25 protein-coding genes are annotated in these 25,399 nt (G+C 69.0%); 12 read left to right on the forward strand and 13 right to left on the reverse strand.

Features of this window, described 5'->3' with window-relative positions; translation table 11 throughout:
* Positions 1-3 precede the first annotated feature (3 nt).
* From F6X38_RS06100 to F6X38_RS06115, 4 genes are all read right to left on the reverse strand, one after another.
* Entirely contained in the window at positions 4-651 is a 648-nt protein-coding gene (locus F6X38_RS06100) for an outer-membrane lipoprotein carrier protein LolA (protein WP_150968709.1), read from the reverse strand.
* A gap of 207 nt (positions 652-858) precedes the next feature.
* The gene (locus F6X38_RS06105) at positions 859-3,876 is read right to left on the reverse strand and encodes an FtsK/SpoIIIE family DNA translocase (protein WP_150968710.1); all 3,018 of its coding nucleotides are present in this window, start codon (positions 3,874-3,876) and stop codon (positions 859-861) included.
* Positions 3,877-4,071: 195 nt separating this feature from the next.
* Entirely contained in the window at positions 4,072-5,454 is a 1,383-nt protein-coding gene (locus F6X38_RS06110) for an ammonium transporter (protein WP_150968711.1), read from the reverse strand.
* Between the two features lie 15 nt (positions 5,455-5,469).
* Positions 5,470-5,808, reverse strand: a complete 339-nt coding sequence (locus tag F6X38_RS06115; RefSeq protein ID WP_150968712.1) for a P-II family nitrogen regulator — start codon at positions 5,806-5,808, stop codon at positions 5,470-5,472.
* 310 nt (positions 5,809-6,118) lie between these two features.
* Here F6X38_RS06115 and F6X38_RS06120 point away from each other — a divergent pair, with 310 nt between their 5' ends.
* Complete coding sequence (locus tag F6X38_RS06120) at positions 6,119-7,372, forward strand: ubiquinone biosynthesis hydroxylase (protein WP_150968713.1); 1,254 nt, start codon at positions 6,119-6,121, stop codon at positions 7,370-7,372.
* A 13-nt stretch (positions 7,373-7,385) separates the two neighbouring features.
* Here F6X38_RS06120 and F6X38_RS24085 read toward each other — a convergent pair whose 3' ends face one another.
* On the reverse strand, positions 7,386-7,511 hold the full coding sequence (locus tag F6X38_RS24085) for a hypothetical protein (protein WP_281353052.1): 126 nt from the start codon (positions 7,509-7,511) through the stop codon (positions 7,386-7,388).
* A 281-nt stretch (positions 7,512-7,792) separates the two neighbouring features.
* A complete protein-coding gene (locus tag F6X38_RS06125; RefSeq protein WP_150968714.1) occupies positions 7,793-8,644 on the reverse strand; it encodes a flagellin N-terminal helical domain-containing protein in 852 nt (283 codons plus the stop codon).
* 384 nt (positions 8,645-9,028) lie between these two features.
* Between F6X38_RS06125 and F6X38_RS06130 the strand changes: the two genes are divergently transcribed.
* The 6 genes from F6X38_RS06130 to cysN are packed head-to-tail and all read left to right on the forward strand — an operon-like array spanning position 9,029 to position 15,004.
* Positions 9,029-9,400, forward strand: a complete 372-nt coding sequence (locus F6X38_RS06130) for a DUF2849 domain-containing protein (RefSeq protein WP_150968715.1) — start codon at positions 9,029-9,031, stop codon at positions 9,398-9,400.
* A 25-nt stretch (positions 9,401-9,425) separates the two neighbouring features.
* Positions 9,426-11,123: a nitrite/sulfite reductase gene (locus tag F6X38_RS06135; protein WP_150968716.1), complete on the forward strand. Its 1,698-nt coding sequence runs from the start codon at positions 9,426-9,428 to the stop codon at positions 11,121-11,123.
* Positions 11,120-11,638 carry a DUF934 domain-containing protein gene (locus tag F6X38_RS06140; RefSeq protein WP_150968717.1) on the forward strand — a complete coding sequence of 173 codons (519 nt, stop codon included), beginning with the start codon at positions 11,120-11,122 and terminating at the stop codon, positions 11,636-11,638. The genes F6X38_RS06135 and F6X38_RS06140 overlap by 4 nt, the downstream gene beginning before the upstream one ends.
* Positions 11,635-12,426, forward strand: a complete 792-nt coding sequence (locus F6X38_RS06145; protein ID WP_150968718.1) for a phosphoadenylyl-sulfate reductase — start codon at positions 11,635-11,637, stop codon at positions 12,424-12,426. The genes F6X38_RS06140 and F6X38_RS06145 overlap by 4 nt, the downstream gene beginning before the upstream one ends.
* On the forward strand, positions 12,423-13,325 hold the full coding sequence (cysD, locus tag F6X38_RS06150) for a sulfate adenylyltransferase subunit CysD (RefSeq protein WP_150968719.1): 903 nt from the start codon (positions 12,423-12,425) through the stop codon (positions 13,323-13,325). Before F6X38_RS06145 ends, cysD begins: the two co-directional genes overlap by 4 nt.
* A gap of 2 nt (positions 13,326-13,327) precedes the next feature.
* Entirely contained in the window at positions 13,328-15,004 is a 1,677-nt protein-coding gene (gene cysN / locus F6X38_RS06155) for a sulfate adenylyltransferase subunit CysN (RefSeq protein WP_150968720.1), read from the forward strand.
* 9 nt (positions 15,005-15,013) lie between these two features.
* On the opposite strand, the gene F6X38_RS06160 is transcribed toward cysN, so the two are convergent.
* Complete coding sequence (locus F6X38_RS06160; RefSeq protein WP_150968721.1) at positions 15,014-15,490, reverse strand: MarR family winged helix-turn-helix transcriptional regulator; 477 nt, start codon at positions 15,488-15,490, stop codon at positions 15,014-15,016.
* A gap of 88 nt (positions 15,491-15,578) precedes the next feature.
* Here F6X38_RS06160 and F6X38_RS06165 point away from each other — a divergent pair, with 88 nt between their 5' ends.
* From F6X38_RS06165 to F6X38_RS06175, 3 genes are read left to right on the forward strand one after another with little or no spacing between them, the layout of a single operon-like run.
* The gene (locus F6X38_RS06165) at positions 15,579-16,277 is read left to right on the forward strand and encodes a DUF899 family protein (protein ID WP_150968722.1); all 699 of its coding nucleotides are present in this window, start codon (positions 15,579-15,581) and stop codon (positions 16,275-16,277) included.
* 27 nt (positions 16,278-16,304) lie between these two features.
* Positions 16,305-16,667: a DUF1428 domain-containing protein gene (locus tag F6X38_RS06170; protein WP_150968723.1), complete on the forward strand. Its 363-nt coding sequence runs from the start codon at positions 16,305-16,307 to the stop codon at positions 16,665-16,667.
* 4 nt (positions 16,668-16,671) lie between these two features.
* Positions 16,672-17,445, forward strand: a complete 774-nt coding sequence (locus F6X38_RS06175) for a VOC family protein (RefSeq protein ID WP_150968724.1) — start codon at positions 16,672-16,674, stop codon at positions 17,443-17,445.
* Between the two features lie 18 nt (positions 17,446-17,463).
* Here the strand turns inward: F6X38_RS06175 and F6X38_RS06180 are convergent, their stop codons facing one another.
* Positions 17,464-18,495, reverse strand: coding sequence for an aspartate-semialdehyde dehydrogenase (locus tag F6X38_RS06180; RefSeq protein WP_150968725.1), 1,032 nt, complete (start codon positions 18,493-18,495; stop codon positions 17,464-17,466).
* 569 nt (positions 18,496-19,064) lie between these two features.
* Here F6X38_RS06180 and F6X38_RS06185 point away from each other — a divergent pair.
* Positions 19,065-20,729 carry an MFS transporter gene (locus F6X38_RS06185; protein ID WP_246191215.1) on the forward strand — a complete coding sequence of 555 codons (1,665 nt, stop codon included), beginning with the start codon at positions 19,065-19,067 and terminating at the stop codon, positions 20,727-20,729.
* A 118-nt stretch (positions 20,730-20,847) separates the two neighbouring features.
* Here the strand turns inward: F6X38_RS06185 and F6X38_RS06190 are convergent, their stop codons facing one another.
* From F6X38_RS06190 to leuB, 3 genes are read right to left on the reverse strand one after another with little or no spacing between them, the layout of a single operon-like run.
* Positions 20,848-21,156: a HigA family addiction module antitoxin gene (locus F6X38_RS06190; protein WP_150968726.1), complete on the reverse strand. Its 309-nt coding sequence runs from the start codon at positions 21,154-21,156 to the stop codon at positions 20,848-20,850.
* Positions 21,157-21,171: 15 nt separating this feature from the next.
* Complete coding sequence (locus F6X38_RS06195) at positions 21,172-21,453, reverse strand: type II toxin-antitoxin system RelE/ParE family toxin (protein ID WP_150968727.1); 282 nt, start codon at positions 21,451-21,453, stop codon at positions 21,172-21,174.
* A gap of 39 nt (positions 21,454-21,492) precedes the next feature.
* Positions 21,493-22,605 carry a 3-isopropylmalate dehydrogenase gene (gene leuB, locus F6X38_RS06200; RefSeq protein WP_150968728.1) on the reverse strand — a complete coding sequence of 371 codons (1,113 nt, stop codon included), beginning with the start codon at positions 22,603-22,605 and terminating at the stop codon, positions 21,493-21,495.
* A gap of 280 nt (positions 22,606-22,885) precedes the next feature.
* Between leuB and F6X38_RS06205 the strand changes: the two genes are divergently transcribed.
* Positions 22,886-23,827 carry a mechanosensitive ion channel domain-containing protein gene (locus tag F6X38_RS06205; RefSeq protein ID WP_246191216.1) on the forward strand — a complete coding sequence of 314 codons (942 nt, stop codon included), beginning with the start codon at positions 22,886-22,888 and terminating at the stop codon, positions 23,825-23,827.
* A 201-nt stretch (positions 23,828-24,028) separates the two neighbouring features.
* Here the strand turns inward: F6X38_RS06205 and leuD are convergent, their stop codons facing one another.
* Positions 24,029-24,634, reverse strand: a complete 606-nt coding sequence (gene leuD, locus F6X38_RS06210) for a 3-isopropylmalate dehydratase small subunit (RefSeq protein WP_150968730.1) — start codon at positions 24,632-24,634, stop codon at positions 24,029-24,031.
* A 66-nt stretch (positions 24,635-24,700) separates the two neighbouring features.
* Positions 24,701-25,399: a dihydrofolate reductase family protein gene (locus tag F6X38_RS06215; protein ID WP_150968731.1), complete on the reverse strand. Its 699-nt coding sequence runs from the start codon at positions 25,397-25,399 to the stop codon at positions 24,701-24,703.

Raw genomic sequence — 25,399 nt, forward strand, 5'->3', positions numbered from 1 at the left:
CCCTTACTTCCTGTTGCCGGTCTGGCCCTGGCTGATCGCGGTGTAGGGAATCTTGAACATCGAATCCTGCGCGGAGGCGCCGGTCTTGACGTTGGCGATCATCACCGTCGTGTCGCGGCCCTGCCCGTCGCGGATCGTCCACTGCCGGAGGTCGTAGGTCTTCGGGTCAAACATCATTGTGATGCGGGAGGAGCCGAAGATCGACTTGTCACCCATGACGATCGTGGTGAGGTCGGCCTCCTGCTTCACGTCCTGGATGTTGGCGCTCGACAGGTCGATCCGGTTGTCGAGCAGGAGCTTCATCGGCGTCTTCGACAGGGGATAGAGGTCCCAGGTGTTGAGCTTCCGGTTGTTCACCGCGACGTTGGCGCCGTCGGCGATGACACGCACCGGCGTGCCGGCATAGTCGAAGCGGATCTTGCCCGGCCGCTCGATGAAGAACTTGCCTTCCGTCTGCCGGCCCTTGTCGTCGAACTGGACGAAATCGCCGCTCATCGAGCGGATGGAGGAGAAATGGTCGGCGACGGCCTGCGCCGCGGCAGTATCGGTCGCCTGCGCTGCGGCGCGGCCGGGCAGCGAGGCGGAGCCGAGAAGCACGCCGGCCGCGAGGGCTGCGGCGGCGAGGCGGCCGAGAGTGGTGCTGGGGGTCATCGCTTCCTCTGTTCCGGGCCGGACGGAGCAAGGCCGAGAACCTAGGCCCCGCGCATGGTGCGAGGCTTGCCGTCCGATCCCATCAGTGGTGACGCATCCTTCCGGCCGCAATAGGGCGGCGGAAAGAGGTCGCGGCGCCCTCACCCAACCCATCGGGGCACCCCTCTCCCGAATCGGGAGAGAGGGGAGAGTCCGCGGGCCCGGCGACTACATCCGGTCCTCTTCGGTCGGCACCAGGATCTCGCGCTTGCCGGCATGGTTGGCGGGGCCGACGATGCCTTCGCGTTCCATCCGCTCGATGATCGAGGCGGCGCGGTTGTAGCCGATCTGGAGGCGGCGCTGCACGTAGGAGGTCGAGGCCTTGCCGTCACGCAGCACCACCGCCACCGCCTGATCGTAGAGGTCGGCCGACTCCTCCATGTTGGACAGGTCGTCGCCGCCACCGGCCGCCTCGCCGCCCTTGCCGGCCTTGCCCGAAGGCGCCGAGCCGCCGTCCTCGTCCTCCTCTTCGAGGATCGAGTCCAAATATTCCGGCACGCCCTGCGACTTCAGGTGCCGGACGATGCCTTCCACCTCCTCGTCGGCGACGAAGGGGCCGTGGACGCGCTGGATGCGCCCGCCGCCGGCCATGAACAGCATGTCGCCCTGGCCGAGGAGCTGCTCGGCGCCCTGCTCCTGCAGGATGGTGCGGGAATCGATCTTCGACGTCACCTGGAAGGAGATTCTGGTCGGGAAGTTCGCTTTGATCGTACCGGTGATGACGTCGACCGAGGGGCGCTGCGTCGCCATGATCACGTGAATGCCGGCGGCTCTGGCCATCTGCGCCAGGCGCTGGACGGTGCCCTCGATCTCCTTGCCGGCGACCATCATCAGGTCGGCCATCTCGTCGATGACCACCACGATGTAGGGGAGCGGCGACAGGTCGAACTCCTCCGACTCGAACACCGGCTCGCCGGTCTCGCGGTCGAAGCCGGTCTGGACCGTGCGCGAGATCGTCTCGCCCTTCTCCATCGCGCTCTGGAGGCGCTGGTTGAAGCCGTCGATGTTCCTGACGCCGAGCTTCGACATCTTGCGGTAGCGGTCCTCCATCTCGCGGACCGTCCACTTCAGCGCCACCACCGCCTTCTTCGGGTCGGTGACGACGGGGGCGAGCAGGTGCGGGATGCCGTCGTAGATCGAGAGCTCCAGCATCTTCGGGTCGATCATGATCATCCGGCACTCGGCCGGCGTCATCCGGTAGAGCAGCGACAGGATCATCGTGTTGATCGACACGGACTTGCCGGAGCCGGTGGTGCCGGCGACGAGGAGATGCGGCATCTTGGCCAGATCCGCGATCACAGGCTCGCCACCGATGGTCTTGCCGAGTGCGAGCGGCAGCTTGCCCTTGTTGCCGCTGAAGGTCTCGGAGGCGATCATCTCGCGGAAATAGACGGTCTCGCGCCGCGTGTTCGGCAGTTCGATGCCGATGGCGTTTTTGCCGGGAATGACGGCGACGCGCGCCGCGATCGCCGACATCGAGCGGGCGATGTCGTCGGCGAGCCCGATGACGCGGCTCGACTTGATGCCGGGTGCGGGCTCCAGCTCGTAGAGCGTGACGACCGGACCGGGCCGCACCTCGATGATCTCGCCCTTCACCGAGAAGTCGTCGAGGACGCCTTCGAGCAGGCGCGCATTCTCCTGCAGCGCTTCGGGGGAAAGCGTCGCGTCGCGCTGCTTCGCCTTCGGCGGGGTCAGGAGGTCGAGCGGCGGCAGCTCGAACGGCGCTTCCTCACGAAGCGGCGCATGGGCGACGGCGGCGCGTTGGAGCGACTGCGCCGAGGTCGGCTTGATGCTGCCGGCCGGAGCGACGACACGGGCCGCGCCGGGCGCTTCGGGAGCCGCCGGCCGCGCGGGTGCGGCAGGAGCGCGGGCCGCCGCGGCGCGGGGATAGCCCTCGCCACCGCGCGGCGACGCTTCCGGTTCGCTCTTGCCTTTCCGCTTGCCGGGGAAGGCGACGATGTTGGCGGCGATGCCGCCAAACCAGCCGCCGGCCGCAGCCTCCTCGGGTCGCGGCGCGTCGGTCACGCGGTCGTCGGCGCGCATCACCAGGCGGTCGTCGTCCTCGTCCTGCCCGATCGGGGCGAACTCGCGCTCGTCCATCGCGAAGGGCGGCTCGTCGCCGGCGAAATCGTCGTCCTCCGCCTCTTCGCTCGCCGGCTCGAAGGCGGCGGCAGCGGGCGCGCGTCGCGGCGCGGCGGGCGGCGCGTCGAACTGGAAGCGGTCGGGCGCATCCTTCTCGGGCGCTTCCCCTTCGTCGCCGAGCGGGTCGACGAACCCGCCGCGATACGGCGCGGCGACGCGGATCTCGCGCTGCGGCGAGGCGGGGGCGGCGGGGGTGGCGACGGGGCGCGGGGCGGCATCCGCCTCGTCGTGCCAATCGCGGAAGCGGTCGGCGAACTCGCCGGGCTCCCGGCGCTTCGATTCGTATTCGGCGCGGCGGCGCGCGAAGGCCGCCTTGGCGGAATAGACGAGGTGGGCCATCGCGCCGAAGACCAACGCGAGACGGCCGTCGCCGTCCTCGTCGTCGCCGCTCTCGGCTTCGGCGGCGCGCCGGGCGGCCGCGGCCGCGGGGTCGGCGCGGTCGAGGAGGCCCGCGCCGTTCAGGAACAGCCAGGCGGCGGGCGCGCTCAGCATCAGGGCGAGCGCGATGCCGAGCGCGCCGGACGGATAGGCTCCGGTGGCGCTGGCAGGGAGCTTCAGGACGATGTCGCCGGCGACGCCGCCGAGGCCGATCGGCAGCGGCCAGCCGGCCGGGGCGGGCACGCAGCCGAGCGCGGCGGCGGCGAGAACCGCGCCGGCGAGCGCCAGCCAGGCGCGCCGCCCGAGCCGGTCGGTCGGCCGGCCGCGCGCGAGCAGCACGCCCCAGACGAGCGGCAGCAGCGCGACCAGCGCGGCGGCGAGGCCGAAGCACTGGAGCGCGAGGTCGGCCGCGACCGCGCCGGCCGCGCCCATCCAGTTGGCTACCGCGTTGCCGTTCGCCTGGCTCCAGGACGGATCGGCGACGTTCCAGGTGGCGAAGGCGAAGGCGAGCCAGAGGCCGAGCCCGACCAGCGCCGCGCCGCCGGCGATCTGGCCCTGGCGCTTGAGGAAGCCCGGGGCTTCCGCCGTCTCCAGCGGGGCCGGCGCGGCGCGCCGCTCCGCTCCCCGCACCACCGCCGCGCCTCGCACCGTCGCCGTCACCGCCATCGTCTGCCTGCCTGCAACAAAGCCCGCCCGGCCGGGACGGAGAACCGCCCGGACCTTTTCGACGAAACCCTAAGCCGGTCTGGTTAAATCCCGTTTAACCCTAAGCATTCGTTGCGCCACCGGCGGCGGCCGAACATGGAAAAGGGGCAGGCGGTCGCCCGCCTGCCCCTTTGCGATCCCGAGCCGCGCCGCGGATCAGGCGGCGCCGTGATAGGCGGCTTCGCCGTGCGAGGTGAGGTCGAGCCCCTCGCGCTCGGCTTCCACCGTCGGGCGCAGGCCCACGACGAGGTCGACGACCTTATAGAGCACCGCCGAGACCACGCCGCACCAGACCACCGTGATCAGGACGGCCATGATCTGCGAAAACACCTGCCCGCCCATCGTCACGCCCTCGGCGTAGCCCGTGCCGCCGAGCGAGGGCGAGGTGAAGATGCCCGTTCCGATCGCGCCGAGGATGCCGCCGACGCCATGGACGCCGAAGACGTCGAGCGAGTCGTCGTAGCCGAGCCTCGTCTTCACCACCGTCACGAAGAAGTAGCAGACGAGGCTGGCGAGCGCGCCGAGGACGATGGCGCCGACCGGCCCGATCGTGCCGCAGGCCGGCGTCACCGCGACGAGGCCGGCGATCATGCCGGAGGCGGCGCCGAGCATCGAGGCCTTGCCGCGCGTCACCGCCTCGATCACGCACCAGGCGACGATCGCGCCGGCGGTGGCCGTGAAGGTGTTGATCATCGCCAGCGCCGCCCCGGCCGTCGCCTCGAGGTTGGAGCCGGCGTTGAAGCCGAACCAGCCCACCCACAGGATCGACGCGCCGACCATGGTCAGCGTCATGGAATGCGGGGCCATGTTGTCGCGACCGAAGCCCGTGCGCCGGCCGACGAACAGGCAGCCGACGAGCGCGGCGATGCCGGCGTTGATGTGCACCACCGTTCCGCCCGCGAAGTCGATCGCGGCGACCCCGCCGGCATGCGCGCCGGTGAAGATCAGCCCGGCCGCGTCCCACACCATGTGGGCGACCGGGAAGTACACGAAGGTGACCCAGAGGATGCAGAACAGCACCACCGCCGAGAATTTGATGCGCTCGGCGAAGGCCCCGATGATCAGCGCCGGCGTGATCGCGGCGAAGGTCATCTGGAAGCAGATGAAGACGTATTCCGGCAGCACCACGCCCTTGGTGAAGGTGGCGGCGGTGGTTTCCTTCGACACGCCGGCCAGGAACACCTTGGCCGTCCCGCCCCAGAAGGCGCTGGTGCCGCCACCGAAGGCGAAGGAATAGCCGTAGAGCACCCAGACGATCATGATCGCCGCGCCGACCACCGTGCACTGCATCAGCACCGACAGCATGTTCTTGGCGCGCACCAGCCCGCCGTAGAACAGCGCGAGGCCCGGCACGAGCATGAACAGGACGAGCGCGCTGGAGATCATCATCCAGGCGACGTCGCCCTTCTCGACGACGTCGGCGGGCGGCGTCGGCGGCGTGGTCGTGACCCCCGCCACGCCGGTATCCTGCGCGAAGGCGGCGGTCGCCGCCAGGCCGGCGACGAGGCCGGCCGCAAAGCCCAGTTTCTTCCAGTTCATCTTGTGTCTGTCCCCTTAGAGCGCGTTGGCGTCGGTTTCGCCGGTGCGGATGCGCACGGCCTGCTCGATGCCGAAGACGAAGATCTTGCCGTCGCCGATCTGGCCGGTCTTGGCCGAGGTCGTGATCGCTTCCACCGCCCGGTCGACGAGGTCGCCCGGCACGGCCACCTCGATCTTCAGCTTCGGCAGGAAGCTGACGGCGTATTCGGTGCCGCGGTAGATCTCGGTGTGGCCCTTCTGGCGCCCGTAGCCCTTCACCTCGGTGACGGTGAGCCCCTGGATGCCAATCGAGGTCAGGGCTTCCCGCACCTCGTCGAGCTTGAACGGCTTGATGATGGCCATTACGATCTTCATTCACCACCTCGCAACATCGAAGGCGCGGACCCCATGCGGCCGCCGCCGGTCAGCCCCTCGCGCCCGGATGCGATCCGGACGCCGACTGCCGCCTCCCATTCAAGGCGCGTGCCAGATGGCCGGGCGGGCGAAATCCAGCGCTCCCGCAGGGCTTCGAGGCCCTGCGTCCCGGCGATCCGAGGCAATGGCGCGACCCGAATTTGTGCACCTGCTCAAAGTTTGAGCGCCGAGGCGGCGGGGGCGCGGATTGTCAGGCCGCCCTCGCCTGCATAAGTCAGCGCGGGTAAACCACGGAAACGGGCGTGTGAGCATGGCGCAGGCATCCGGGACGCTCGACGCCCCTTCGCAGCTGTTCGACGTCATGGTCGCGGGAGCCGGCTATGTCGGCCTCTCTACGGCGGTCGCGATCGCCGACGCCGCGCCGGAACTGCGGCTCCTCGTCGTCGACGCGGCCCCGCAGGGCGTCTGGCGGCGGGACGGGCGCGCGAGCGCCGTCGCCGCCGCGGCGACCGCCATGCTGGAGCGGCTCGGCGTCTGGGCGGCGATCGAGGGGCAAGCGGAAGCGATCACCGAGATGATCGTGACGGATTCCCGTACCGCCGACGTGGTCAGGCCGGTGTTCCTCACCTTCGGCGACCGGGCCTCGCCGGGCGAGCCCTTCGCCCGCATGGTGCCAAACGTCGCGCTGAACGGGGCGCTGCGGGCGCGGGCGGAAGCGCTCGGCATCACCCTCCGCCAGGGCGCGGCGGTGACCGGGATCGAGGAAGAGACGGCAGCCCTGAGGGTCCGGCTCAGTGACGGCGCCGCGGTGCGGACCCGGCTTCTCGTCGCGGCGGACGGCGTGAAATCGCGCATCCGGGCGATGGCGGGCATCGGCACGGTGGAGAAGAGCTACGGGCAGTCCGCCATCGTCTGCACGGTCAAACACGAGCGCCCGCACGGCGGCCGCGCCGAGGAGCATTTCCTGCCCGCCGGGCCCTTCGCCATCCTGCCGCTGAAGAACAACCGTTCCTCGCTCGTCTGGACGGAATCGACCCGCGACGCCGAGCGGCTGATCGCCGGCGACGACTTCCTGTTCGCGGTGGAGCTGGAGCGGCGGTTCGGCCGCAAGCTCGGCGCGATCGAGGTGGAGGATGCCCCCCGCGCCTTTCCGCTCGGCCTCCTCGTCGCGCGCGATTTCGCCAATGGGCGCGTGGCGCTGGCCGGCGATGCGGCGCACGGCATCCACCCGATCGCCGGCCAAGGGCTCAACCTCGGCTTCAAGGACGCGGCGGCGCTGGCGGAAGTGGTGGTGGAGGCGGCGCGGCTCGGGCGCGACATCGGCGCCGCCGACACGCTCGACGCCTACGCGCGCTGGCGGCGCTTCGACACGGTGCGGATGGGGGCGACCACCGACGTCCTGAACCGGCTGTTCTCGAACGACAGCTTCGCCCTCCGGGCGATCCGCTCCTTCGGCCTGTCGCTGGTGGACCGCGCGCCGCCGTTGAAGAACTGGTTCATCGCGGAAGCGGCGGGAAGAAGCGGCGGCCCCTCGCCGCGCCTGCTCCGGGGCGAGCCGATCTGAAGGGCAGGCAGGCTCAGCGGCCGCCGCAGGCGGCGCTGGCGGCCGAGCCCGCCTGCGCGAGCGGAAACAGGATCATCGCCGCGCGGGGCGCGAGCCGGACCGGCGCTGCGGGAGCGGCGGCGTGGACGATCGTGGCCATGCGGGTCTCCTCCTGTTGTGGCGCGAGCGGGAACCGTGGCCCGCGCCGTTTCGATCCCGATCCTCGCGCCCCGGCTTGAAGAATCCGGTGGAAAACCCGTTCGGATTCGACGGATCGGCGGATTTCGGGCGCTTTCGCGCGGCGTCGCGGCGGGTCTTCGCGCCGAACGAAAACACCCCCGGCGCATGCGGGCGCCGGGGGTGCTTGCAGCAGGCCGTCGAACATCATGTTCGCGACGGGGACCGCGTCATGGGTCCGCCGGCCTGCGAGAGGGCTGCGCCTTACTGGAAGAGGCGCAGGATGCTCGAAGCGGAGTTGTTGCGGATGGCGAGGGCTTCGTAGGCAAGCTGTTGCTTGACCTGCAGCGCCTGGCTGCGCGCCGACTCTTCGGTCATGTCGGCATCCACGAGATCGCTGAGAGCCGACTTGCGGATGTCATCCATCTTGCTCAGGAAATCGCCCTGAGACGTCAGCGAGGTCGACAAGCCGTTCATCTCGTTCGCATAGTTCGAAACGGTAGCGATCGCGGCGGTGATCGTGTCCTTCATGTCCGAAAGATCGGTGGCGGCGGTGTCGAGCGACATGGAGATCGCGCTGCTCTTGGCCGTCGCGCTGTAGAGGCTGCCGCCGGTTCCCGCTGCGGTGAGGATCTGCGTCGGTGCGAAGGTCATCGTGGCCGAGGTGTCGCTGCCGAGCTTGATCGTCGTGGTCGTCGCGGCTGCGCTCGTCAGCCAGTTCGCGCCCTTGAAGGATGCTCCGCTCACGAGCGCCTTGATCTGCGCCTGATAGCCCTTGATCTGCGAGTTCCGAGACGCGTTGCCGGCATCGCCAGCGGTCGCCTCGTTCAGAAGCTGCTGGATGTTGGTCAGGGCGTCGGTGATCTTGTTGAGCGCTTCCGCCGTTACATCGGCCCGGCCCTTGGCGATGGTGAGGTCAGACTTGATGGCGTCCGTGGCCTTGAGGTCGGACCGGATGCCCTGCGCCGTGGCGAACACCGAGGCGTTGTCCTTGGCAGAGGCGACTTTCAGACCAGTGGCGATCCGGGTCTGGTTGTCCGCGATTTCCTTGTTGATCTGGCGAAGGCTGGCCAGGACGTTGTAGTTGGCGACGTAGCTGTTGTTGACCGAAACCATTGCTTTTCCCCGTTGTTGTGAAGCAGCGCGTTGTTGCTTGCTTCGAGGGAATGAATAGCCTGTGAGCTTGTAAGATCTCCGTGCCGGAAACGTTCGAATTTTAGCGATATGCGTTTTCGTCGAATGCGCGATTACTTTGGTTTACCGATTTATACTTACAGAAGCTCATTTTGAGCGAAGCCCGCAACGGTCGGTCAACCATGCCGGCTCCGACCCTCTGAAATGCGGAAGTTTCGAGCCCTCGCGCGCAAAAATCTTCCGCGAAGCGGCTTGAAGAGAAAAAACCTTGCGGCGCAACCGCCCGGTCGCCCGGCTATTTAGAACCTATCGAAGTCCGGCGGTTCGGCCGCCGGGCGCGTTCCGGCGTTTCCGAAGGCGTTTCTCATGGCACGGGACATCAAGGCGGGACCGAAGGCGACGCCGAAGAGCAAGGGCCCGCCGCTGCCCGTCGTCCTGTCGGCCAACGACCTCTTGGAAGGCGACGTCGTGTTCCTCGCCCACGGCGGCGGCTGGACCCGCGACCCGGCCGCGGCGCGCGTCGCGCACGAGCAGGACACGGCGGACGCGATGCTGGCCGAGGCGCAGGGGGACTTCCGGGCGAACCGGATCGTCGATCCCTATCTGGTGCCGGTCAGGGTGGAAGCGAACGGCATGGCCGTCGCCCTCCACTTCCGCGAGGCGATCCGCCAGAAGGGCCCGACCGTCCATCCGGATTTCGGCAAGGCGGCCGAGTTCCGCAACGAATACCCGGCCTGACCGCCGGCCGGGAGAAGGTGCCACGATGTATCGTTACGACGAATTCGACGAGCGCTTCGTGCGCGAGCGCGTCGCGCAGTTCGCCGATCAGGTGGCGCGCCGCCTCGACGGCTCGCTGTCGGACGACGAGTTCAAGCCGCTTCGCCTGAAGAACGGCCTCTATCTCCAGCTCCACGCCTATATGCTGCGGATCGCCGTGCCCTACGGCACGCTGAACTCCAGGCAGCTCCGGCAACTCGCCCATATCGCGGAGACGTTCGACCGCGGCTACGGCCACTTCACCACGCGCCAGAACCTCCAGTTCAACTGGCCGAAGCTCAAGGACGTGCCGGAGATCCTGAACCTCCTTGCCGACGTCGAGATGCACTGCATCCAGACGAGCGGAAACTGCATCCGCAACGTCACGGCGGATCAGTTCTCCGGCGTCGCGGCGGACGAGGTCGAGGACCCGCGCCCGACCGCCGAGCTCATCCGGCAATGGTCGAGCCTCCACCCGGAATTCGTCTGGTTGCCGCGGAAGTTCAAGATCGCCGTCACCGGCGCGGAGCACGACCGCGCCGCGATCAAGGCGCACGATATCGGGCTGAAGGTCCTCCGACACCCCGAAACCGGCGAGATCGGCTACGAGGTGCTGGTCGGCGGCGGGCTCGGCCGCACGCCGATGATCGGCAAGGTCGTCCGCGATTTCCTGCCGAAGGACGAGTTGCTCGCCTATCTGGAAGCCGTCATGCGCGTCTACAACGCCGAAGGCCGGCGCGACAACAAGTTCAAGGCGCGCGTCAAGATCCTCGTCCACGAGACCGGCACGGAGGAGTTCATCCGCCGGGTGGAAGCGGAATACGCCCTCCTCGACGGCCCGACGATCAACGCGCCGACGGAGGAGGTCGAGCGGATCGCCCGCTACTTCGCCCCGCCCCCTTACGCGACGATGCCCGAGGCTTCGGAAGCGCTCGCGAAGGCGCGCACCGCCGACCCCGTGCTCGACCGCTTCGTGGAGCAGAACGGGTTTCCCCACAAGCAGCCGGGCTATATCGCGCTCACCGTCTCCTTGAAGCCGATCGGCGGCATTCCGGGCGACATGACACACGACCAGATGAAGGCTTTCGCCGACATCGCGGAGCGCTATTCCTTCGACGAGCTGCGCGTCACGCATTCGCAGAACCTCGTCCTGCCGCATGTCGCCCAAGACGACGTGCCGGCGGTGTTCGAAGCCCTGAAGGCGGCGGGCATTGCGACGGCCAATGCCGGGCTCGTCACCGACATCATCGCCTGCCCCGGGCTCGACTACTGTGCGCTCGCGACCGCCCGCTCGATCGGCGTGGCGCAGGAGATCTCGAAGACCTTCGGCGACGAGGCGCGCCAGCGCGAGGTCGGGCCGCTGCAGATCAAGATCTCCGGCTGCATCAACGCCTGCGGCCACCACCATGTCGGCCATATCGGCATTCTCGGCATCGAGAAGAGCGGCAAGGAGAACTACCAGATCACCGTCGGCGGCGACGCGTCCGAGAACGCGGCGCTCGGCGAGCGGGTCGGCCCCGGCATCGACGGCGAGGACGTGCCGGGCGCGATCGAGGCGCTGGTCGCGACCTACATGGCCGAGCGCGAGGACGGCGAGACCTTCATCGACACGGTGAAGCGCGCCGGGCTCGACCCGTTCAAGGAATCGTTCACCGCCTATGTCGCTGCGAAGACCGGCGCGCCGGTCGCCGGCGAGGTCGCATGAGCGTGCTGCTTGGGGCCGACGGGCGCAAGGACGACGTCTTCGCAGCGGTGGACGACATTTCCGAACTGTCGCTGAACGACGGGCCGGTGCTCGTGCCGCTCACCGTCATCGACGAGGCGCTGACGCATCGGCGCAACGTCGCGATCGGCCTTGCCGTCGACAACAACGCGCCCGTCTGCGCGCTGGAGGAGTATTTCGACAAGGTGGCGCTGATCGCGGTCGCCTTCCCGAGCTTCTCGGACGGACGCGGCTTCACGCTGGCAAAGCGTCTGCGCCGCGCCGGCTTCACCGGCACGTTGCGCGCCCGCGGCCCCCTGATCGCCGACGAGTTCCACGACGCCCTCGCCTGCGGCTTCGACGAGGTCGAGGTGCCGGACGAGATGGCCGCGCGCCAGCCCCCCGAGCAATGGCTGCGCCAGAAGGCGATCGTCTCCGCCCACTACCAGAACGGCTACGGCGAGGGGCTCAGCATCCTGCAGCAGCGCGCCCGGGCGCGGAAGGCCGCGGCGGAATGAGCGCCGATCTCGAAGCCCTCGCGCGCGAGCTCGACGCCGCCTTCCCGCGCCTGACGCCGGCCGAGCGGCTGCACACTCTCGCTGAACGGGTGCCCGGCCGCACCGTCTTCACCACCAGCCTCGGGATCGAGGACCAGATGCTGACCCATCTGATCTTCTCCGAGAAGCTCGGGATCGAGGTGAAGACGCTCGACACCGGCCGCCTGTTTCCCGAGGCCTACCAGGTCTGGCGCGACACGGAGGAGAAGTACGGCCGGCGCATCCGGGCCGTCTATCCGAACGGCGAGGCCTTGGAGGAGATGGTCAACGACCAGGGCGTCGACGGGCTCTACTACGCGCCGGAGTTCCGCAAGCGCTGCTGCGGCGTCAGGAAGGTGGAGCCGCTCGGCCGGGCGCTCCATGGCGCGGCGGCGTGGATCACGGGCCTCCGGCGCGACCAGTCGGCGAACCGGCAGGGCATGGAGTTCGTCGGCTTCGACGCCGCGCACGGTCTTATCAAGGCGAACCCGCTGTTCGACTGGACGCGCGAGGAGATCCGCCTCTTCACCGAGGACGCCCACGTCCCCGTCAACCCGCTCCACGCCAAGGGTTTCCTGTCGATCGGTTGCGCGCCTTGCACGCGCGCGGTGAAGCCAGGCGAGCCGGAGCGCGCCGGCCGCTGGTGGTGGGAGGAGGAGACCTTACGCGAATGCGGCCTCCATGTCGAAGCCGACGGCCGCGTCGTCCGGGCGAAGCTCGTACCCGGCAACACCCACGGCGACGCCGCCTTCGAGGGCCCGACGCAATGACGAGAATGACCCATCTCCAGCGCCTGGAGGCCGAGTCGATCTTCATCATCCGGGAGGTCGCCGCGACCGCCGAGAACCCGGTGATGCTCTATTCGATCGGCAAGGATTCGGCGGTGATGCTGCATCTGGCGCTCAAAGCCTTCGCGCCGGGGCGGCTGCCCTTCCCGCTCCTCCACGTCGACACGACCTGGAAGTTCCGCGAGATGATTGAGTACCGGAACCGCCTCGCCGAGCGGCTCGGCGTGAAGGTGCTCGTCCACACCAATCAAGAGGGGCTGCGCGCCGGCATCAACCCGTTCGATTCCGGCTCTCGCGTCCACACCGACATCATGAAGACCGAGGCGCTGAAGCAGGCGCTGGCGATCCACAAGTTCGACGCGGCCTTCGGCGGCGCGCGGCGCGACGAGGAGAAGAGCCGAGCGAAGGAGCGCGTCTTCTCGCTCCGCTCGGCCGAGCACCGCTGGGAGCCGAAGAACCAGCGGCCCGAGCCTTGGCACCTCTACAACACGCGGAAAAAGGCCGGCGAGAGCTTCCGGGTGTTTCCGCTGTCGAACTGGACCGAAGGCGATGTCTGGGACTACATCGCGCTGGAGAACATCGAGGTCGTGCCGCTCTACTTCGCCGCGCCCCGCCCGGTGGTGGAGCGCGACGGCACGCTGATCATGCGCGACGACGAGCGCATGAAGCTCCTGCCCGGCGAGGTGGTCGCTGAGCGCATGGTGCGCTTCCGCACGCTCGGCGACTATCCGCTGACCGGGGCGGTCGAATCCACCGCCACGAACCTTTCCGAGATCATCGCCGAGATGCGCGGCAGCCGTTCCTCCGAGCGCCAGGGCCGCGTGATCGACCGCGACGGCGGCGCCTCGATGGAGGAAAAGAAGCAGGAAGGCTATTTCTGACGATGAATTCCGCCGCCGTCCGGATCGAGACCCAGGCGTTCGCCGGGCCCGCGCCCGATCTCGACCCCGTGGTGCCCGCCGTCGTGGCGGCGCGTCCCGAGTCGCTGCTCCATTTCATCACCTGCGGTTCGGTGGACGACGGCAAGTCGACGCTGATCGGCCGCTTGCTCTACGACTCGAACGCCGTCTTCGACGACCAGTTGGAAGCGCTGGAGCGCGACTCGAAGAAGTTCGGCACCACCGGCGGCGACCTCGACTTCGCCCTCCTCGTCGACGGGCTTAGCGCCGAGCGCGAGCAGGGCATCACCATCGACGTCGCCTATCGCTACTTCTCGACCGCCGCCCGCGCCTTCATCATCGCCGATACGCCCGGCCACGAGCAGTACACCCGCAACATGGCGACCGGCGCTTCCGACGCCGAGCTCGCCGTGATCCTGGTGGACGCGCGGAAAGGCATCCTGCCGCAGACGCGCCGCCATTCCTTCATCACCTCGATGCTGGGGGTGAAGAGCGTCGTCGTCGCAATCAACAAGATGGACCTCGTCGACTTCGCCCAAGACGTCTTCGAGCGGATCGTCGCCGACTACAAGGCGATCCTGCCGGACCTCGGCTTCACCGACGTCGCCTATATCCCGATGTCGGCGAAGCGCGGCGACAACGTCGCGACGCCTTCCGCGGCAATGCCGTGGTACGAAGGGCCGACGCTCATCCGGCATCTCGAAACCGTCGAGCCGAAGACGCTCGACGAGGCGCACGAGCCGTTCCGCCTGCCCGTGCAATGGGTGAACCGGCCGAACCTCGACTTCCGCGGCTTCGCCGGCACGATCGCCGGCGGGCGGGTCAAGACCGGCGACGCCGTCGTCTCGCTGCCGGCCGGCCGCTCGTCGCGGGTGAAGGCGATCTTCGGCCCGAACGGCGAAGTGCCGGAAGCCGCCAGCGGCGAGGCCGTGACGCTGACGCTCACCGACGAGATCGACGCGTCCCGCGGCGACGTCCTGGTGGCGAGCGGCGACCGCGCCAGTCCGCACAAGACGGTGAAGGCCGAAATCCTCTGGATGGTGGACCGGCCGCTGATCGCCGGCGGCCGCTTCCTGGCGAAGCTCGGCACCAGCCAGACGCCGGCCTCGGTCCGGACGCTGGACCACGCGGTCGACATCCACACCTACCGGCCGCGCGCGGCGAACGCTCTCCTGATGAACGAGATCGGCCGCGTCACGGTCGCCTTCGACCGGCCGCTCGTCGCGCTGCCCTACGCGGAGAACCGCGAGCTCGGCGCCTTCATCCTGATCGACCAGCTCAAGAACGAGACGGTGGCGCTCGGCCTCGTGCGCGAGGTGGGCCCGAGCGTGACCCATGTCGCGGACGGCGGCGAGGAGGAAGATGACGACGAGCCGGCGCCGGCTTCGGCGACCCTCCTCCAGCGCGCCGCCCGCCTCTGGCTCGGCGCGGACGTCCGGCGCAATCCGGAACGGCGCAAGGGTGCGATCCGCTTCCGCCTCGTCGGGGCGGTGCTAGTCGCGCTGATCGGCTTCGTCCTGGGGCTCGGCGTCCCCGGCGCGCTCGTGCTCGGCGTCCTCGACTTCGCGCTCCGGCCGTTCCTGCGCTTCGCCGTCGACCGCACCGAGCGCAAGCCGAAGGCGCCGGAGCCCGGCACGGTCGGCGACGGCGCGGGCATCTAGCGCTTTTCGCTAGGCGGCCGCCCCCGCCACCCGGCTGCCGCCCCCCGACAAGGCGACGAGTCCCCGGCGCAGCGCATCCGGCGCGCCGGGATCGAGCTCGGCTTCGATCGCCTCGTGCGTTTCGCGCCAGATCGGCGTCGCTGCCGCCAAGAGCGCCCGCCCCGCGTCGGTGAGCGTGAGACGCCGCGCCCGCCCGTCCGGCTTCACCGTCAGCAGGCCGCGCCGCTCCAGCGGTTTCAGGTTCGCGGTCAGCGTCGTGCGGTCCATCGCGAGCAGCTCGGCGACCGAGCCGATCGTCGGCGGCGCGGGACGGTTCAGCGACATCAGCAGCGAGAACTGCCCGCTCTTCAGGCCGACCGGGCGCAGCGCCTCGTCGAAGCGCCGCGCCACGGCGCGGGCGGCGCGCTGCGCGTGCAGGCAGAGGCAATGGTCGCGGACGAAAAGGGTCGTCTCGAAGGGAACGGGCGGCACGGCAGGATCGGACAAGGTTTGACAGGCAGCTAATAGGTTGATATCAACATAACACGACGTGCGGGTTCGCGCCAGCGGCCCGCCCCTTCTCGGGAGGTACGGGATGTCGCAGGACGCGTTGAAACCCGCAGCGGAACTCGCCGCGGCGAGCCCGGCCCGTTTCCCGAACGAGAGCGCCGACTATCGCGCGGCGCGCACCGCCCTCCTCGCCGAGGAGATCGAGCTCCGCCGCCACATCGCCCGCGTCGCGAAACAGCGACGGGCGCTGCCGCCCGGCGGCGAGATCGCGGCGGACTACCGGTTCGAGGGCGAGAACGGTCCGACGACCTTGTCCGCGCTGTTCGGGGACAAGGACACGCTGATCGTCTACTCGCTGATGTACGGGCCGCAGCGGCAGCGGGCCTGCCCGATGTGCACCGCGCAGCTTTCCGCCTGGGACGGCGAGGCGCGGCATATCGAGAAGCGCGTCGCGCTGGCCGTGGTCGCCCGCTCGCCGGCGAAACGCATCCTCGCCTTCGGCCGCGAGCGCGGCTGGCGGAACCTGAAGCTCTATTCCGACCCGTCCGGCGACTTCACCGCCGACTATGTCGGCGAGCGCGACGCGGACTGGCCGGCCTATACGGTGTTCCGCAAGGACGGGGACGGCCGCATCCGGCATTTCTACAGCTCCGAAGGCGGGCCGGAAGTCGCCGATCCCGGCCAGGATCCGCACAACGCCCCGGACATGAACCCGCTCTGGATCCTGCTCGACACGACGCCGGGTGGCCGCGGCGCGGACTGGTATCCGCGGCTCGACGACTGAGTTCAAGCCAGAAACGGAGAGAAGTCCATGCCTTACGTCGACGGCTTCGTCGCGGCCGTGCCGAACGCCAACAAGGAGAAATACCGCGAGCACGCCGCCGCGGTGCTCCCGTCCTTCCTGAAGCACGGCGCGGTCCGCTGCGTCGAATGCTGGGGCGACGACGTGCCGAAGGGCGAGGTCACGGACTTCCGCCGTTCCGTCCAGGCGAAGGACGACGAGACGGTGATCTTCGCCTGGATCGAGTGGCCGGACAAGGCGACGCGCGACCGGGGAATGGCGGCCCTGATGCCGGAAATGGAAGCGATGATGCGGGACAACCCGATGCCCTTCGACGGCAAGCGGATGATCTACGGCGGCTTCGAGTCGCTGCTCGACGAGCGGCAGGGCTGAACCGATGGCGAACGGGCACGGCGCGCCGATCTGGTACGAACTCGTCTCCGACGATCCGGGCGCCGCCGAGCGCTTCTACGGCCCGATCCTCGGCTGGCGATTCAGCCGGCCGCCCGGCGGGCTCGACCGCGACTACCGCGTCTTCGAGGCGGCGGACGGCACCGCCATCGGCGGCCTGATGCGTCGGCCGGACGGCATGGCGATGCCGCCCGCCTGGCTGTTCTACGTCGCGGTCGACGACGTCGACGACGCGGCGAAACGGATCGCGGCCGCCGGCGGCGAGGTGCATCTCGGCCCGATGGATATCCCCGACGTCGGCCGTTTCGCCTTCGCGAGCGACCCCGAGGGCGCGCCATTCTACGTGATGCGGGCTTCCCGCGACGAGCCGAGCCGCGCCTTCGGCATGGCGGACGGCCACGGCTCGTGGAACGAACTCGTCACCGCCGACCAGGGCGCTTCGTTGCGCTTCTACGGCGACCTCTTCGGCTGGCGGAAGGGAGATGCCATGCCGATGGGCGCGGCGGGCGACTACACCTTCCTGCATCGGGGCGAACCGATGGTCGGGGCGATGATGGACAGGACGGCGGACGATCGGCGCTCCGCCTGGCGCTTCTATTTCCACGTGCCGGACATCGACCGCGCCGCGCGCGAGGCGGAGGCCGGCGGCGGGCGGATCGTCCATCCGCCGATGGAGATCCCCGGCGGCGAATACGCCTCCCAGATCGACGATCCGGAAGGCGCGCGCGTCGGCTTCGTCGGACCCCGCCTTGCCGCCTGACGGGAATGGCGGGCGGCGTCAGGCGGCCCGCTTCGCTCCGAGCAGGCCGCGGTTGACGAGGAGCTCGGCGATCTGCACGGCGTTCAGCGCCGCGCCCTTCCGCAGGTTGTCGGCGACGATCCACATCGACAGGCCGTTCTCCAGCGTGATGTCCTCGCGGATGCGGCTGATATAGGTCGCGTCCTCGCCCGCCGCCTCGTGCGGGGTGATGTAGCCGCCGTTCTCCGGCTTGTCGACGACGAGGCAGCCGGGCGCCTCGCGCAGGATGGCGCGCGCCTCGTCCGCCGTGATCGGCTCTTCGAACTCGATGTTGACGGCCTCCGAATGTCCGATGAACACCGGCACGCGCACCGCCGTGCAGGACACCTTGATCTTCGGGTCGAGGATCTTCTTGGTTTCCGCCATCACCTTCCATTCCTCCTTGGTCGAGCCGTCCTCCATGAAGACGTCGATATGGGGAATGACGTTGAAGGCAATGCGCTTGGTAAACTTCTTGGCCTCCACCGGATCGGACACGAAGACGGCGCGCGACTGCTGGAAGAGCTCGTCCATGCCCTCCTTGCCGGCGCCCGACACCGACTGGTAGGTCGCGACGACGATGCGCCTGATCCGCGCCTTGTCGTGCAGGGGTTTGAGCGCCACCACGAGCTGGGCGGTGGAGCAGTTCGGGTTGGCGATGATGTACTTCCGGGTGAAGCCCTTCACCGCGTCGGCGTTCACTTCCGGCACCACCAGCGGCACGTCGGCGTCGTAGCGCCAGGCCGAGGAGTTGTCGATCACGACGCAGCCCTGTTGGCCGATGCGCGGCGACCACTGCTTGGAAATCTCGCCGCCCGCCGACATCAGGCAGATGTCGATGCCGGAGAAGTCGAAATTGTCGAGGGCCTGGACCTTCAGCGTCCTGTCGCCGAAGGCGACCTCGGTGCCCTGGCTGCGGCGCGAGGCGAGCGGCACCACCTCGTCGGCCGGGAAGCCGCGCTCGTCGAGGATGTTCAGCATCTCGCGCCCGACATTGCCGGTCGCGCCGACGACGGCGATCTTGTACCCCATTTCAGCCCTGCCTTCCGTCTCCCGAATGTGCGGCCACGCGCCTCGCCCGCCCCGGGGAGACTGGCGGGGCGGCGGTTCAGGCGATCGTAATGGTTTTCGGGGTCGGGCGCGTCGTCATGGCGCGAGGGTATGGGGGGCGGACCTGCGCAAGTCAATTCCCCGGAACCAGGGAGCCGGCAGAGGAAGGCCGGCGCGCGAAAGCGGCCGGAGAGCGAAAAGCCCTCCGGCCTTTGCATCTTCGCGGGGTCGGCGCGCGCTCAGGCGCGGCGCATCGGCTCGCGCTCGTCGCGCCGGTCTAGGAACTTCTTGGCGATCCAACCGACGATGATGGCCTTCAGGATTCCGCGGATCATGGATGTCGCTCCTCGTATTCAGATCGAAAAGCGCAATGCGCTAGGGGGGCGAAGGGTTGCGGTTATCCACGGCGGTTCACGCGCCTTTGCGCGCGGGCGCCGAGATTTCGTTGGAATTGTGGCGAAGAACACGTAACGATAGCTCGGTCGAGGCGCGCGAGGAGGCGCGGCTCGGGCGGGCGGGCAGCCATCCGCGGCGTTTCGGGAGGAGGAAGAATGGCGACGGTCACACCGGCCTACGGGGAAGAGCGCGGCATGACGCGCGAGGAAAGGAAGGTCATCTTCGCCTCCTCGCTCGGCACCGTGTTCGAATGGTACGATTTCTATCTGGCGGGCTCGCTCGCGATCGAGATCGGCAAGAACTTCCTCGGCGGCGTCAATCCGACCGCCTCCCTGATCTTCACGCTGCTGATCTTCGCGGTCGGCTTCGCGGTGCGCCCGTTCGGCGCGATCGTGTTCGGCCGGCTCGGGGATCTCGCGGGCCGGAAATACACCTTCCTCGTCACCATCCTGATCATGGGCGCCTCGACCTTCCTGGTCGGCCTGCTGCCCGGCTACGCCACGATCGGCATCTGGGCGCCGATCCTCTTCGTCTTCCTGCGCGTCCTGCAGGGCCTCGCGCTCGGCGGCGAATACGGCGGGGCGGCGACCTACGTCGCCGAGCACGCGCCGGCCGGCCGGCGCGGCTTCTACACGAGCTTCATCCAGACCACCGCGACGCTCGGCCTGTTCCTGTCGCTGATCGTGATCCTCCTCGTCCGCCAGACGATGAGCCCGGAGGATTTCGCCGCCTGGGGCTGGCGCATCCCCTTCCTCCTGTCGATCGTGCTCCTCGGCATCTCGGTCTGGATCCGGATGCAGCTCCATGAATCGCCGCTGTTCGCGAAGATGAAGGCGGAAGGCAAGGGCTCGACGTCGCCGCTTCGCGAATCCTTCGGGCAGTGGGGCAACCTGAAGATCGTGCTGCTCGCGCTCTTCGGCGTCGCGATGGGCCAGGCCGTCGTCTGGTATGCCGGGCAGTTCTACGCGCTGATCTTCCTCAAGAGCACGCTCCGGATCGAGGGCATGACCGCCGAGATCTACGTCGCGATCGCCCTGGCGCTCGCGACGCCGTGCTTCCTGTTCTTCGGCTGGCTGTCGGACCGGATCGGGAGGAAGCCCATCATCCTCACCGGCTGCGTCCTCGCCTGCGTCACCTACTTCCCGATCTTCGGGGCGCTGACGCACTACGGCAACCCGGCGCTGTTCGAGGCTCGAAGCTCGAACCCGGTGACGGTCGCGGCGAACCCCGCCGACTGCTCGGTGCAGTTCAACCCGTTCGGGGCGGGCGTCATCAAGTTCACCAGTCCCTGCGACGTCGCGACGGCGGCGCTGACCTCGCGCGGCGTGCCCTATGCAAAGGTCGACGGTCCGGCGGGCGCGGCGACCGTTTCGGTCGGGCAGACGCAGATCCAGGCCTATGACGGCACCGCGCCCGACGCCGCGGCGCAGAAGACCGCCTTCGACAAGCAGCTCGGCGACACCTTGACCGCCGCCGGCTACGCAGCGAAGGCGGACCCCGCGCGCATCAACGCCCCGGCGGTGATCGGCCTCCTGTTCATCCTCGTCCTCTACGTCACGATGGTCTACGGGCCGATCGCGGCGATGCTGGTGGAGATGTTCCCGACCCGCATCCGCTACACCTCGATGTCGCTGCCCTACCACGTCGCCAACGGCTGGTTCGGCGGCTTCCTGCCGGCGAGCGCGACGGCGATCGTGGCGGCGACCGGCGATATCTATGCCGGCCTCTGGTACCCAATCGTCTTCGCCGCGATCACGGTCCTGATCGGCATCCTCTTCGTGCGCGAGCCGAAGGGGTCGGACATCGACGCCCTGGTCTGAGGACTCCAGCCCACGGCACGAAGGCCGCCGGAGCGAAACCTCCGGCGGCCTTCGCATATCCTGAGCAGGGAGGCGCTGGGGCGATCGAATCCAACTCGAGAAGGATGGCTGCGCTGGATCAGGCGGCCCCCTGCTCTTCCGATCGCGGCGTGATGGCTTCCAGTTCGCCGGCCAGCGTCCGCGCGCCGGTCTCCAGCTCGTAGGCGTGCTGGAAATTCGTCCAGAACTGCTGCCTGGTGCCGAAGTAGCGTCCGAGGCGCAACGCCGTATCCGAGGAAATTCCGACCTCCTTCTTCACGATGCGCTCGATGCGGGTGCGCGGCAGGCTGAGCCGCCTGGCGAGGCTGCCGGCGCTCAATCCCAGCGGAACCAGGTATTCCTCGCGCAGGTATTCGCCGGGGTGGATGGGGCGGGCGAAGCTCGGCACCGGCGCGTCTCCATCTCAATGGTAATCGACGATCTCCACGTCTCCCGCGCCGGCTTCGGTCCAGCGAAAGCAGTTTCGCCACTGATCGTTGATGCGGATCGAATGCTGCCCACGCCGATCCCCCCTCAATGCCTCCAACCGGTTTCCGGGCGGCGAGCGCCGATCCTCCAGGACGGCGGCGTTGCCGACGGCGCGCAAACGACGCTCCGCGCTCGCCACGAGATTGGACGGGAAGCCCTTCGGCGCCCGTCCGGCGGCGATCGCCTCGACGAGCCTGCCTCTGGTCGAGAGGATCAACCGGCGACCGCCATCGAAGTATCAGACGATGATACAAATTCAACCGGCGAGCCGCTCCCGGTACGCCGCCGCCACCGCGTCGCCCATCTCGGCCGTGCCGACCTCGCGGCAGCCCGGCGCCATGATGTCCGGCGTGCGGATGCCACTGTCCAGCACCTCTGCCACCGCCGCTTCCAGCGCGTCGGCTTGCGTGACCATGCCGAACGAATAGCGCAGGCACATGGCGAGCGAGGCGATCATCGCGATCGGGTTGGCGACGCCCTTCCCCGCGATGTCCGGGGCCGAGCCGTGGACGGGCTCGTACATGGCGCGGCGCTTGCCCGTCGTCTCGTCGGGCGCGCCCAGCGAGGCCGAGGGCAGCATGCCGAGCGAGCCGGTCAGCATGGCGGCGACGTCGGACAGCATGTCGCCGAAGAGATTGTCCGTCACGATCACGTCGAACTGCTTCGGGTTCCGCACGAGCTGCATGCCGCCGGCATCCGCCAGCATGTGGTCGAGCGCGACGTCGGGATAGTCCTTGCCGGTTCGCGTCACCACCTCGTTCCACAGGACGCCGGACTTCATGACGTTGCGCTTCTCCATGCTGGTGACGCGCCCCTTGCGGGTTTTCGCCAGCTCGAAGGCGACGCGGGCGATGCGCTCGATCTCGAACGTGTCGTAGACCTGCGTGTCGACGGCGCGTTTCTGGCCGTTGCCGAGATCCGTGATCGTCTTCGGCTCGCCGAAATAGACGCCGCCGGTGAGCTCGCGCACGATCAGGATGTCGAGCCCGTCGACGAGCTCGCGCTTCAGCGAGGAGGCGTCGGCCAGCGCCGGATAGCAGATGGCGGGCCGAAGGTTCGCGAAGAGCTGCAGTTCCTTGCGCAGCCGCAGGAGCCCGGCCTCGGGCCGCACCTCGTAGGGCACGCCGTCCCATTTCGGGCCGCCGACCGCGCCGAAGAGCACGGCGTCGGCGGCGAGCGCGTGGCCCATGTCCTCGTCCGAGATCGCGGCGCCGTGCGCATCCACCGCCGCGCCGCCGACGAGGCCGCTTCGCGTCTCGAAACCCCCGCCCCGCTCGTTGAGGATCGGGATCAGCTTCTCGACCTCGCGCATGGCCTCGGGGCCGATGCCGTCGCCGGGAAGCAGGAACAGGGTGCGGGCCGCCGCCATGACGAATTCTCTCTCCGTGTTACGCCGCGTTTCCGTAGAGCCCGGCAGCCCGGGGGGCAAGCCGCCCGATTCACCTCTGCGACGCGCAACTCCTTGAGAATGCCTGAAAACGGCCACGATTGCGCAAGGCTTTCTTAAGCCTCGAAGCGGATAACCGGGACATACGAACGACGATGCCGGCTCCAAGCGAAGGCGATGATTTCGAACCCGAAATCGTCGCCGGTCGCGGCCGGCGGCGTCGGTCCGACCGCCCGACGACATGCCCCGAGTGCCGCCTCCGATGCCGAGCTTCCTCTCCCCGACCATGGCCGAGAATGTCGGCCTCAGCCTCTGCATCCTCCTTCTCGCCTTCGCCGCCCGCTGGACGGCCGAGCGCGCCGTGTCGCGCAAGGTTTCCGACCGCCTCGTCGCGCGCCAGCGCCGCTTCACCATGCGGGCGCTGATCAACCTCGTCGCGGCCTTCGCGCTGGTCGCCGTCTGGATGAGCCAGATCCAGAACCTCGTCTTCTCGCTCGCCGCGGTGATGGTGGCGCTGGTGGTGGCGACGAAGGAGCTGATCATGTGCGTCGCCGGCGCGGTGCTCCGGCTCGGCGGCCAGTCCTTCAAGGTCGGCGACCGGGTGGAAGTCGGCGGCCTCCACGGCGAGGTCGTCGACCACGGCCTGTTCTCCACGACGATCATGGAGATGCCGGCGCACGCGCTCGGCCACGGCGCCACCGGGCGGCGGCTGACGCTGCCGAACTCGGCTCTCCTCGCGGGGCCGGTGCGGGTGGAAGCGCAGCCGCGCCATTTCGCCCCGCACCGCTTCGTCCTGACGCTGGAGCACCCCGTTCCGGTCGCGCCGGCGCTGGCGGTGCTGAACGCGGCCGCCGCCGCGGCACTCGCACCCGACGCCGAGCGCGCCGCCCGCTTCCACCGGATGACCGCGGCGAAGCTCGGCGTCGAAGTGGCGGGACCCGGCCACGAGGTGAGCGTGACGACGAGCGAACTCGGCAAGCTGCAGTTCAACGTCATGCTCTACTGCCTCGCCAAGGACGCGCGCGACCTGCAGCAGGCGGTGACGCTCGCCTTCCTGGCCGAGACCGTGCCGCTGTCCGCGGCCGAGCCGCTCGCCGCGGCGCAAGCGGCCTCGCCGGTCCGCACCATTCCCGACATCTGGCCGGAGATCGCCCGGCGCCTCGGCCAGCAGCCGCAGCAGCAACGCCGCTCCGAAGCGGCGTGAGCCTCGCAAAGGACATGACGACGATGACCACCGCCACCGCCTCCCGCCCGGGCCTCCGAGGAACCGCCTCGCCGGCCCGCACCGGCTCGCGCACGGCGCCGAACGCCTGGTGCGTTGCCCAGCCGGCCCGATTCGAAACCCGCGGCGCGCGGGCCGCCGCGGCCGCCTGACCGGGCCGAAGGTTCTACGCCGCGCCTCGGCTCACACCCAGGGCCGATCCGTGGCCAGCCGGTGCTCGAAGCGCTCGATGCCGCCGGCCTTCTCCATCGTCAGCCCGATATCGTCGAGGCCGTTGAGGAGGCAGTGCTTGCGGAACGGGTCGATGTCGAAGGCGACGGTGCCGCCGTCCGGCCCCGAGATCGTCTGGTTCGCGAGGTCGACAGTGATCCGGGCGTTCGCGCCGCGCTCCGCGTCGTCCATCAGGAGCGCCAGCACCTCCGGCGAGACCACCACCGGCAGGATGCCGTTCTTGAAGCAGTTGTTGTAGAAGATGTCGGCGAACGAGGTCGAGATCACGCAGCGGATGCCGAAGTCGAGCAGCGCCCAGGGCGCGTGCTCGCGCGACGAGCCGCAGCCGAAATTGTCGCCCGCGACGAGGATCTCGGCGCCTTTGTAGGCCGGCCTGTTCAGGACGAAGTCCGGGTCGTCCGAGCCGTCCTCGCGGTAGCGCAGGTTCGCGAACAGCCCCTTGCCGAGACCCGTGCGCCGGATCGTCTTCAGGTAGTCCTTCGGGATGATCATGTCGGTGTCGACGTTGACGATCGGCATCGGCGCGGCGATCCCGGTCAGGCTCTCGAACTTCTGCATGGGCTCCGTCTCCGGAAGAGTGTTGCGAAGGGCTCTAGCACCGCAGCAGTGCCGGCGACAAACCCGTCAAGCCGTCTCCACCACGTAGCGCAGCCAGACCGCGCCGCCGTCGAGCATTTCGCAGCTCTGGAGCCGCATCGCGCCGATCGGAGCGGACGGGCCGTCGATCGCCTGCCTCGAGTCGAAGACGCTCGGAGCGCCCTTCGCGCCGTCGAGCGCCGGGCAGATCGCGAGGCTCACCTCGTCGACGAGGCCGGCGCGCAGGAACGCGCCGTTGATGGTGCCGCCGCCTTCCACCAAGAGCCGCCGGATGCCGAGTTCCCGGTTCAGGGTATCGAGCGCGGCGGCGAAATCGACCTCGCGCTCGCCGGCGAAAATGTAGGACACGCCGTCCGCCGCGAGGCCGGCCAGATGGTCGTCGCTCACCTGCTCCGTCAGAAGCACCACGATCGGGTCGCCGCCGATGTCGGCACGCCCGAAGGCGACCTTGCCCTCGGCATCTACCACGACGCCGTAGGCCGGGGCGTCGCGCCTGACGAAGGTGTCCACCCGTTCCGGCGCCGACCCTTCGCGCGGCGGATAGGCGCCGTCGCGCTTGGCGAATTCGGAACCGGTGACGCGGCCGACCAGCCAGGCGTCGCCTTCGAGCTTGTCATGCAGGCGCTCGAACAGGTCGCCCGGGCCGTTGGCCTTCGGGCTCCAACGGCTATGGAGGATGCGGCCGTCGACGCTGGAAACCATGTGGCAGATGACGTGCGGCTTCAT

It is taken from the genome of Plantimonas leprariae (genome assembly GCF_008802405.1).
GTDB classification, from domain to species: Bacteria; Pseudomonadota; Alphaproteobacteria; order Rhizobiales; family Rhizobiaceae; genus Plantimonas; species Plantimonas leprariae.

Excerpts from the sequence above, each read along its gene's own strand:
- F6X38_RS06100 (WP_150968709.1), bottom strand. The coding sequence starts at position 651 with ATGACCCCCAGCACCACTCTCGGCCGCCTCGCCGCCGCAGCCCTCGCG.
- F6X38_RS06105 (WP_150968710.1), bottom strand. The coding sequence starts at position 3,876 with ATGGCGGTGACGGCGACGGTGCGAGGCGCGGCGGTGGTGCGGGGAGCG.
- F6X38_RS06110 (WP_150968711.1), bottom strand. The coding sequence starts at position 5,454 with ATGAACTGGAAGAAACTGGGCTTTGCGGCCGGCCTCGTCGCCGGCCTG.
- F6X38_RS06115 (WP_150968712.1), bottom strand. The coding sequence starts at position 5,808 with ATGAAGATCGTAATGGCCATCATCAAGCCGTTCAAGCTCGACGAGGTG.
- F6X38_RS06120 (WP_150968713.1), top strand. The coding sequence starts at position 6,119 with ATGGCGCAGGCATCCGGGACGCTCGACGCCCCTTCGCAGCTGTTCGAC.
- F6X38_RS24085 (WP_281353052.1), bottom strand. The coding sequence starts at position 7,511 with ATGGCCACGATCGTCCACGCCGCCGCTCCCGCAGCGCCGGTCCGGCTC.
- F6X38_RS06125 (WP_150968714.1), bottom strand. The coding sequence starts at position 8,644 with ATGGTTTCGGTCAACAACAGCTACGTCGCCAACTACAACGTCCTGGCC.
- F6X38_RS06130 (WP_150968715.1), top strand. The coding sequence starts at position 9,029 with ATGGCACGGGACATCAAGGCGGGACCGAAGGCGACGCCGAAGAGCAAG.
- F6X38_RS06135 (WP_150968716.1), top strand. The coding sequence starts at position 9,426 with ATGTATCGTTACGACGAATTCGACGAGCGCTTCGTGCGCGAGCGCGTC.
- F6X38_RS06140 (WP_150968717.1), top strand. The coding sequence starts at position 11,120 with ATGAGCGTGCTGCTTGGGGCCGACGGGCGCAAGGACGACGTCTTCGCA.
- F6X38_RS06145 (WP_150968718.1), top strand. The coding sequence starts at position 11,635 with ATGAGCGCCGATCTCGAAGCCCTCGCGCGCGAGCTCGACGCCGCCTTC.
- cysD (WP_150968719.1), top strand. The coding sequence starts at position 12,423 with ATGACGAGAATGACCCATCTCCAGCGCCTGGAGGCCGAGTCGATCTTC.
- cysN (WP_150968720.1), top strand. The coding sequence starts at position 13,328 with ATGAATTCCGCCGCCGTCCGGATCGAGACCCAGGCGTTCGCCGGGCCC.
- F6X38_RS06165 (WP_150968722.1), top strand. The coding sequence starts at position 15,579 with ATGTCGCAGGACGCGTTGAAACCCGCAGCGGAACTCGCCGCGGCGAGC.
- F6X38_RS06170 (WP_150968723.1), top strand. The coding sequence starts at position 16,305 with ATGCCTTACGTCGACGGCTTCGTCGCGGCCGTGCCGAACGCCAACAAG.
- F6X38_RS06175 (WP_150968724.1), top strand. The coding sequence starts at position 16,672 with ATGGCGAACGGGCACGGCGCGCCGATCTGGTACGAACTCGTCTCCGAC.
- F6X38_RS06180 (WP_150968725.1), bottom strand. The coding sequence starts at position 18,495 with ATGGGGTACAAGATCGCCGTCGTCGGCGCGACCGGCAATGTCGGGCGC.
- F6X38_RS06185 (WP_246191215.1), top strand. The coding sequence starts at position 19,065 with ATGGCGACGGTCACACCGGCCTACGGGGAAGAGCGCGGCATGACGCGC.
- leuB (WP_150968728.1), bottom strand. The coding sequence starts at position 22,605 with ATGGCGGCGGCCCGCACCCTGTTCCTGCTTCCCGGCGACGGCATCGGC.
- F6X38_RS06205 (WP_246191216.1), top strand. The coding sequence starts at position 22,886 with ATGCCGAGCTTCCTCTCCCCGACCATGGCCGAGAATGTCGGCCTCAGC.
- leuD (WP_150968730.1), bottom strand. The coding sequence starts at position 24,634 with ATGCAGAAGTTCGAGAGCCTGACCGGGATCGCCGCGCCGATGCCGATC.
- F6X38_RS06215 (WP_150968731.1), bottom strand. The coding sequence starts at position 25,399 with ATGAAGCCGCACGTCATCTGCCACATGGTTTCCAGCGTCGACGGCCGC.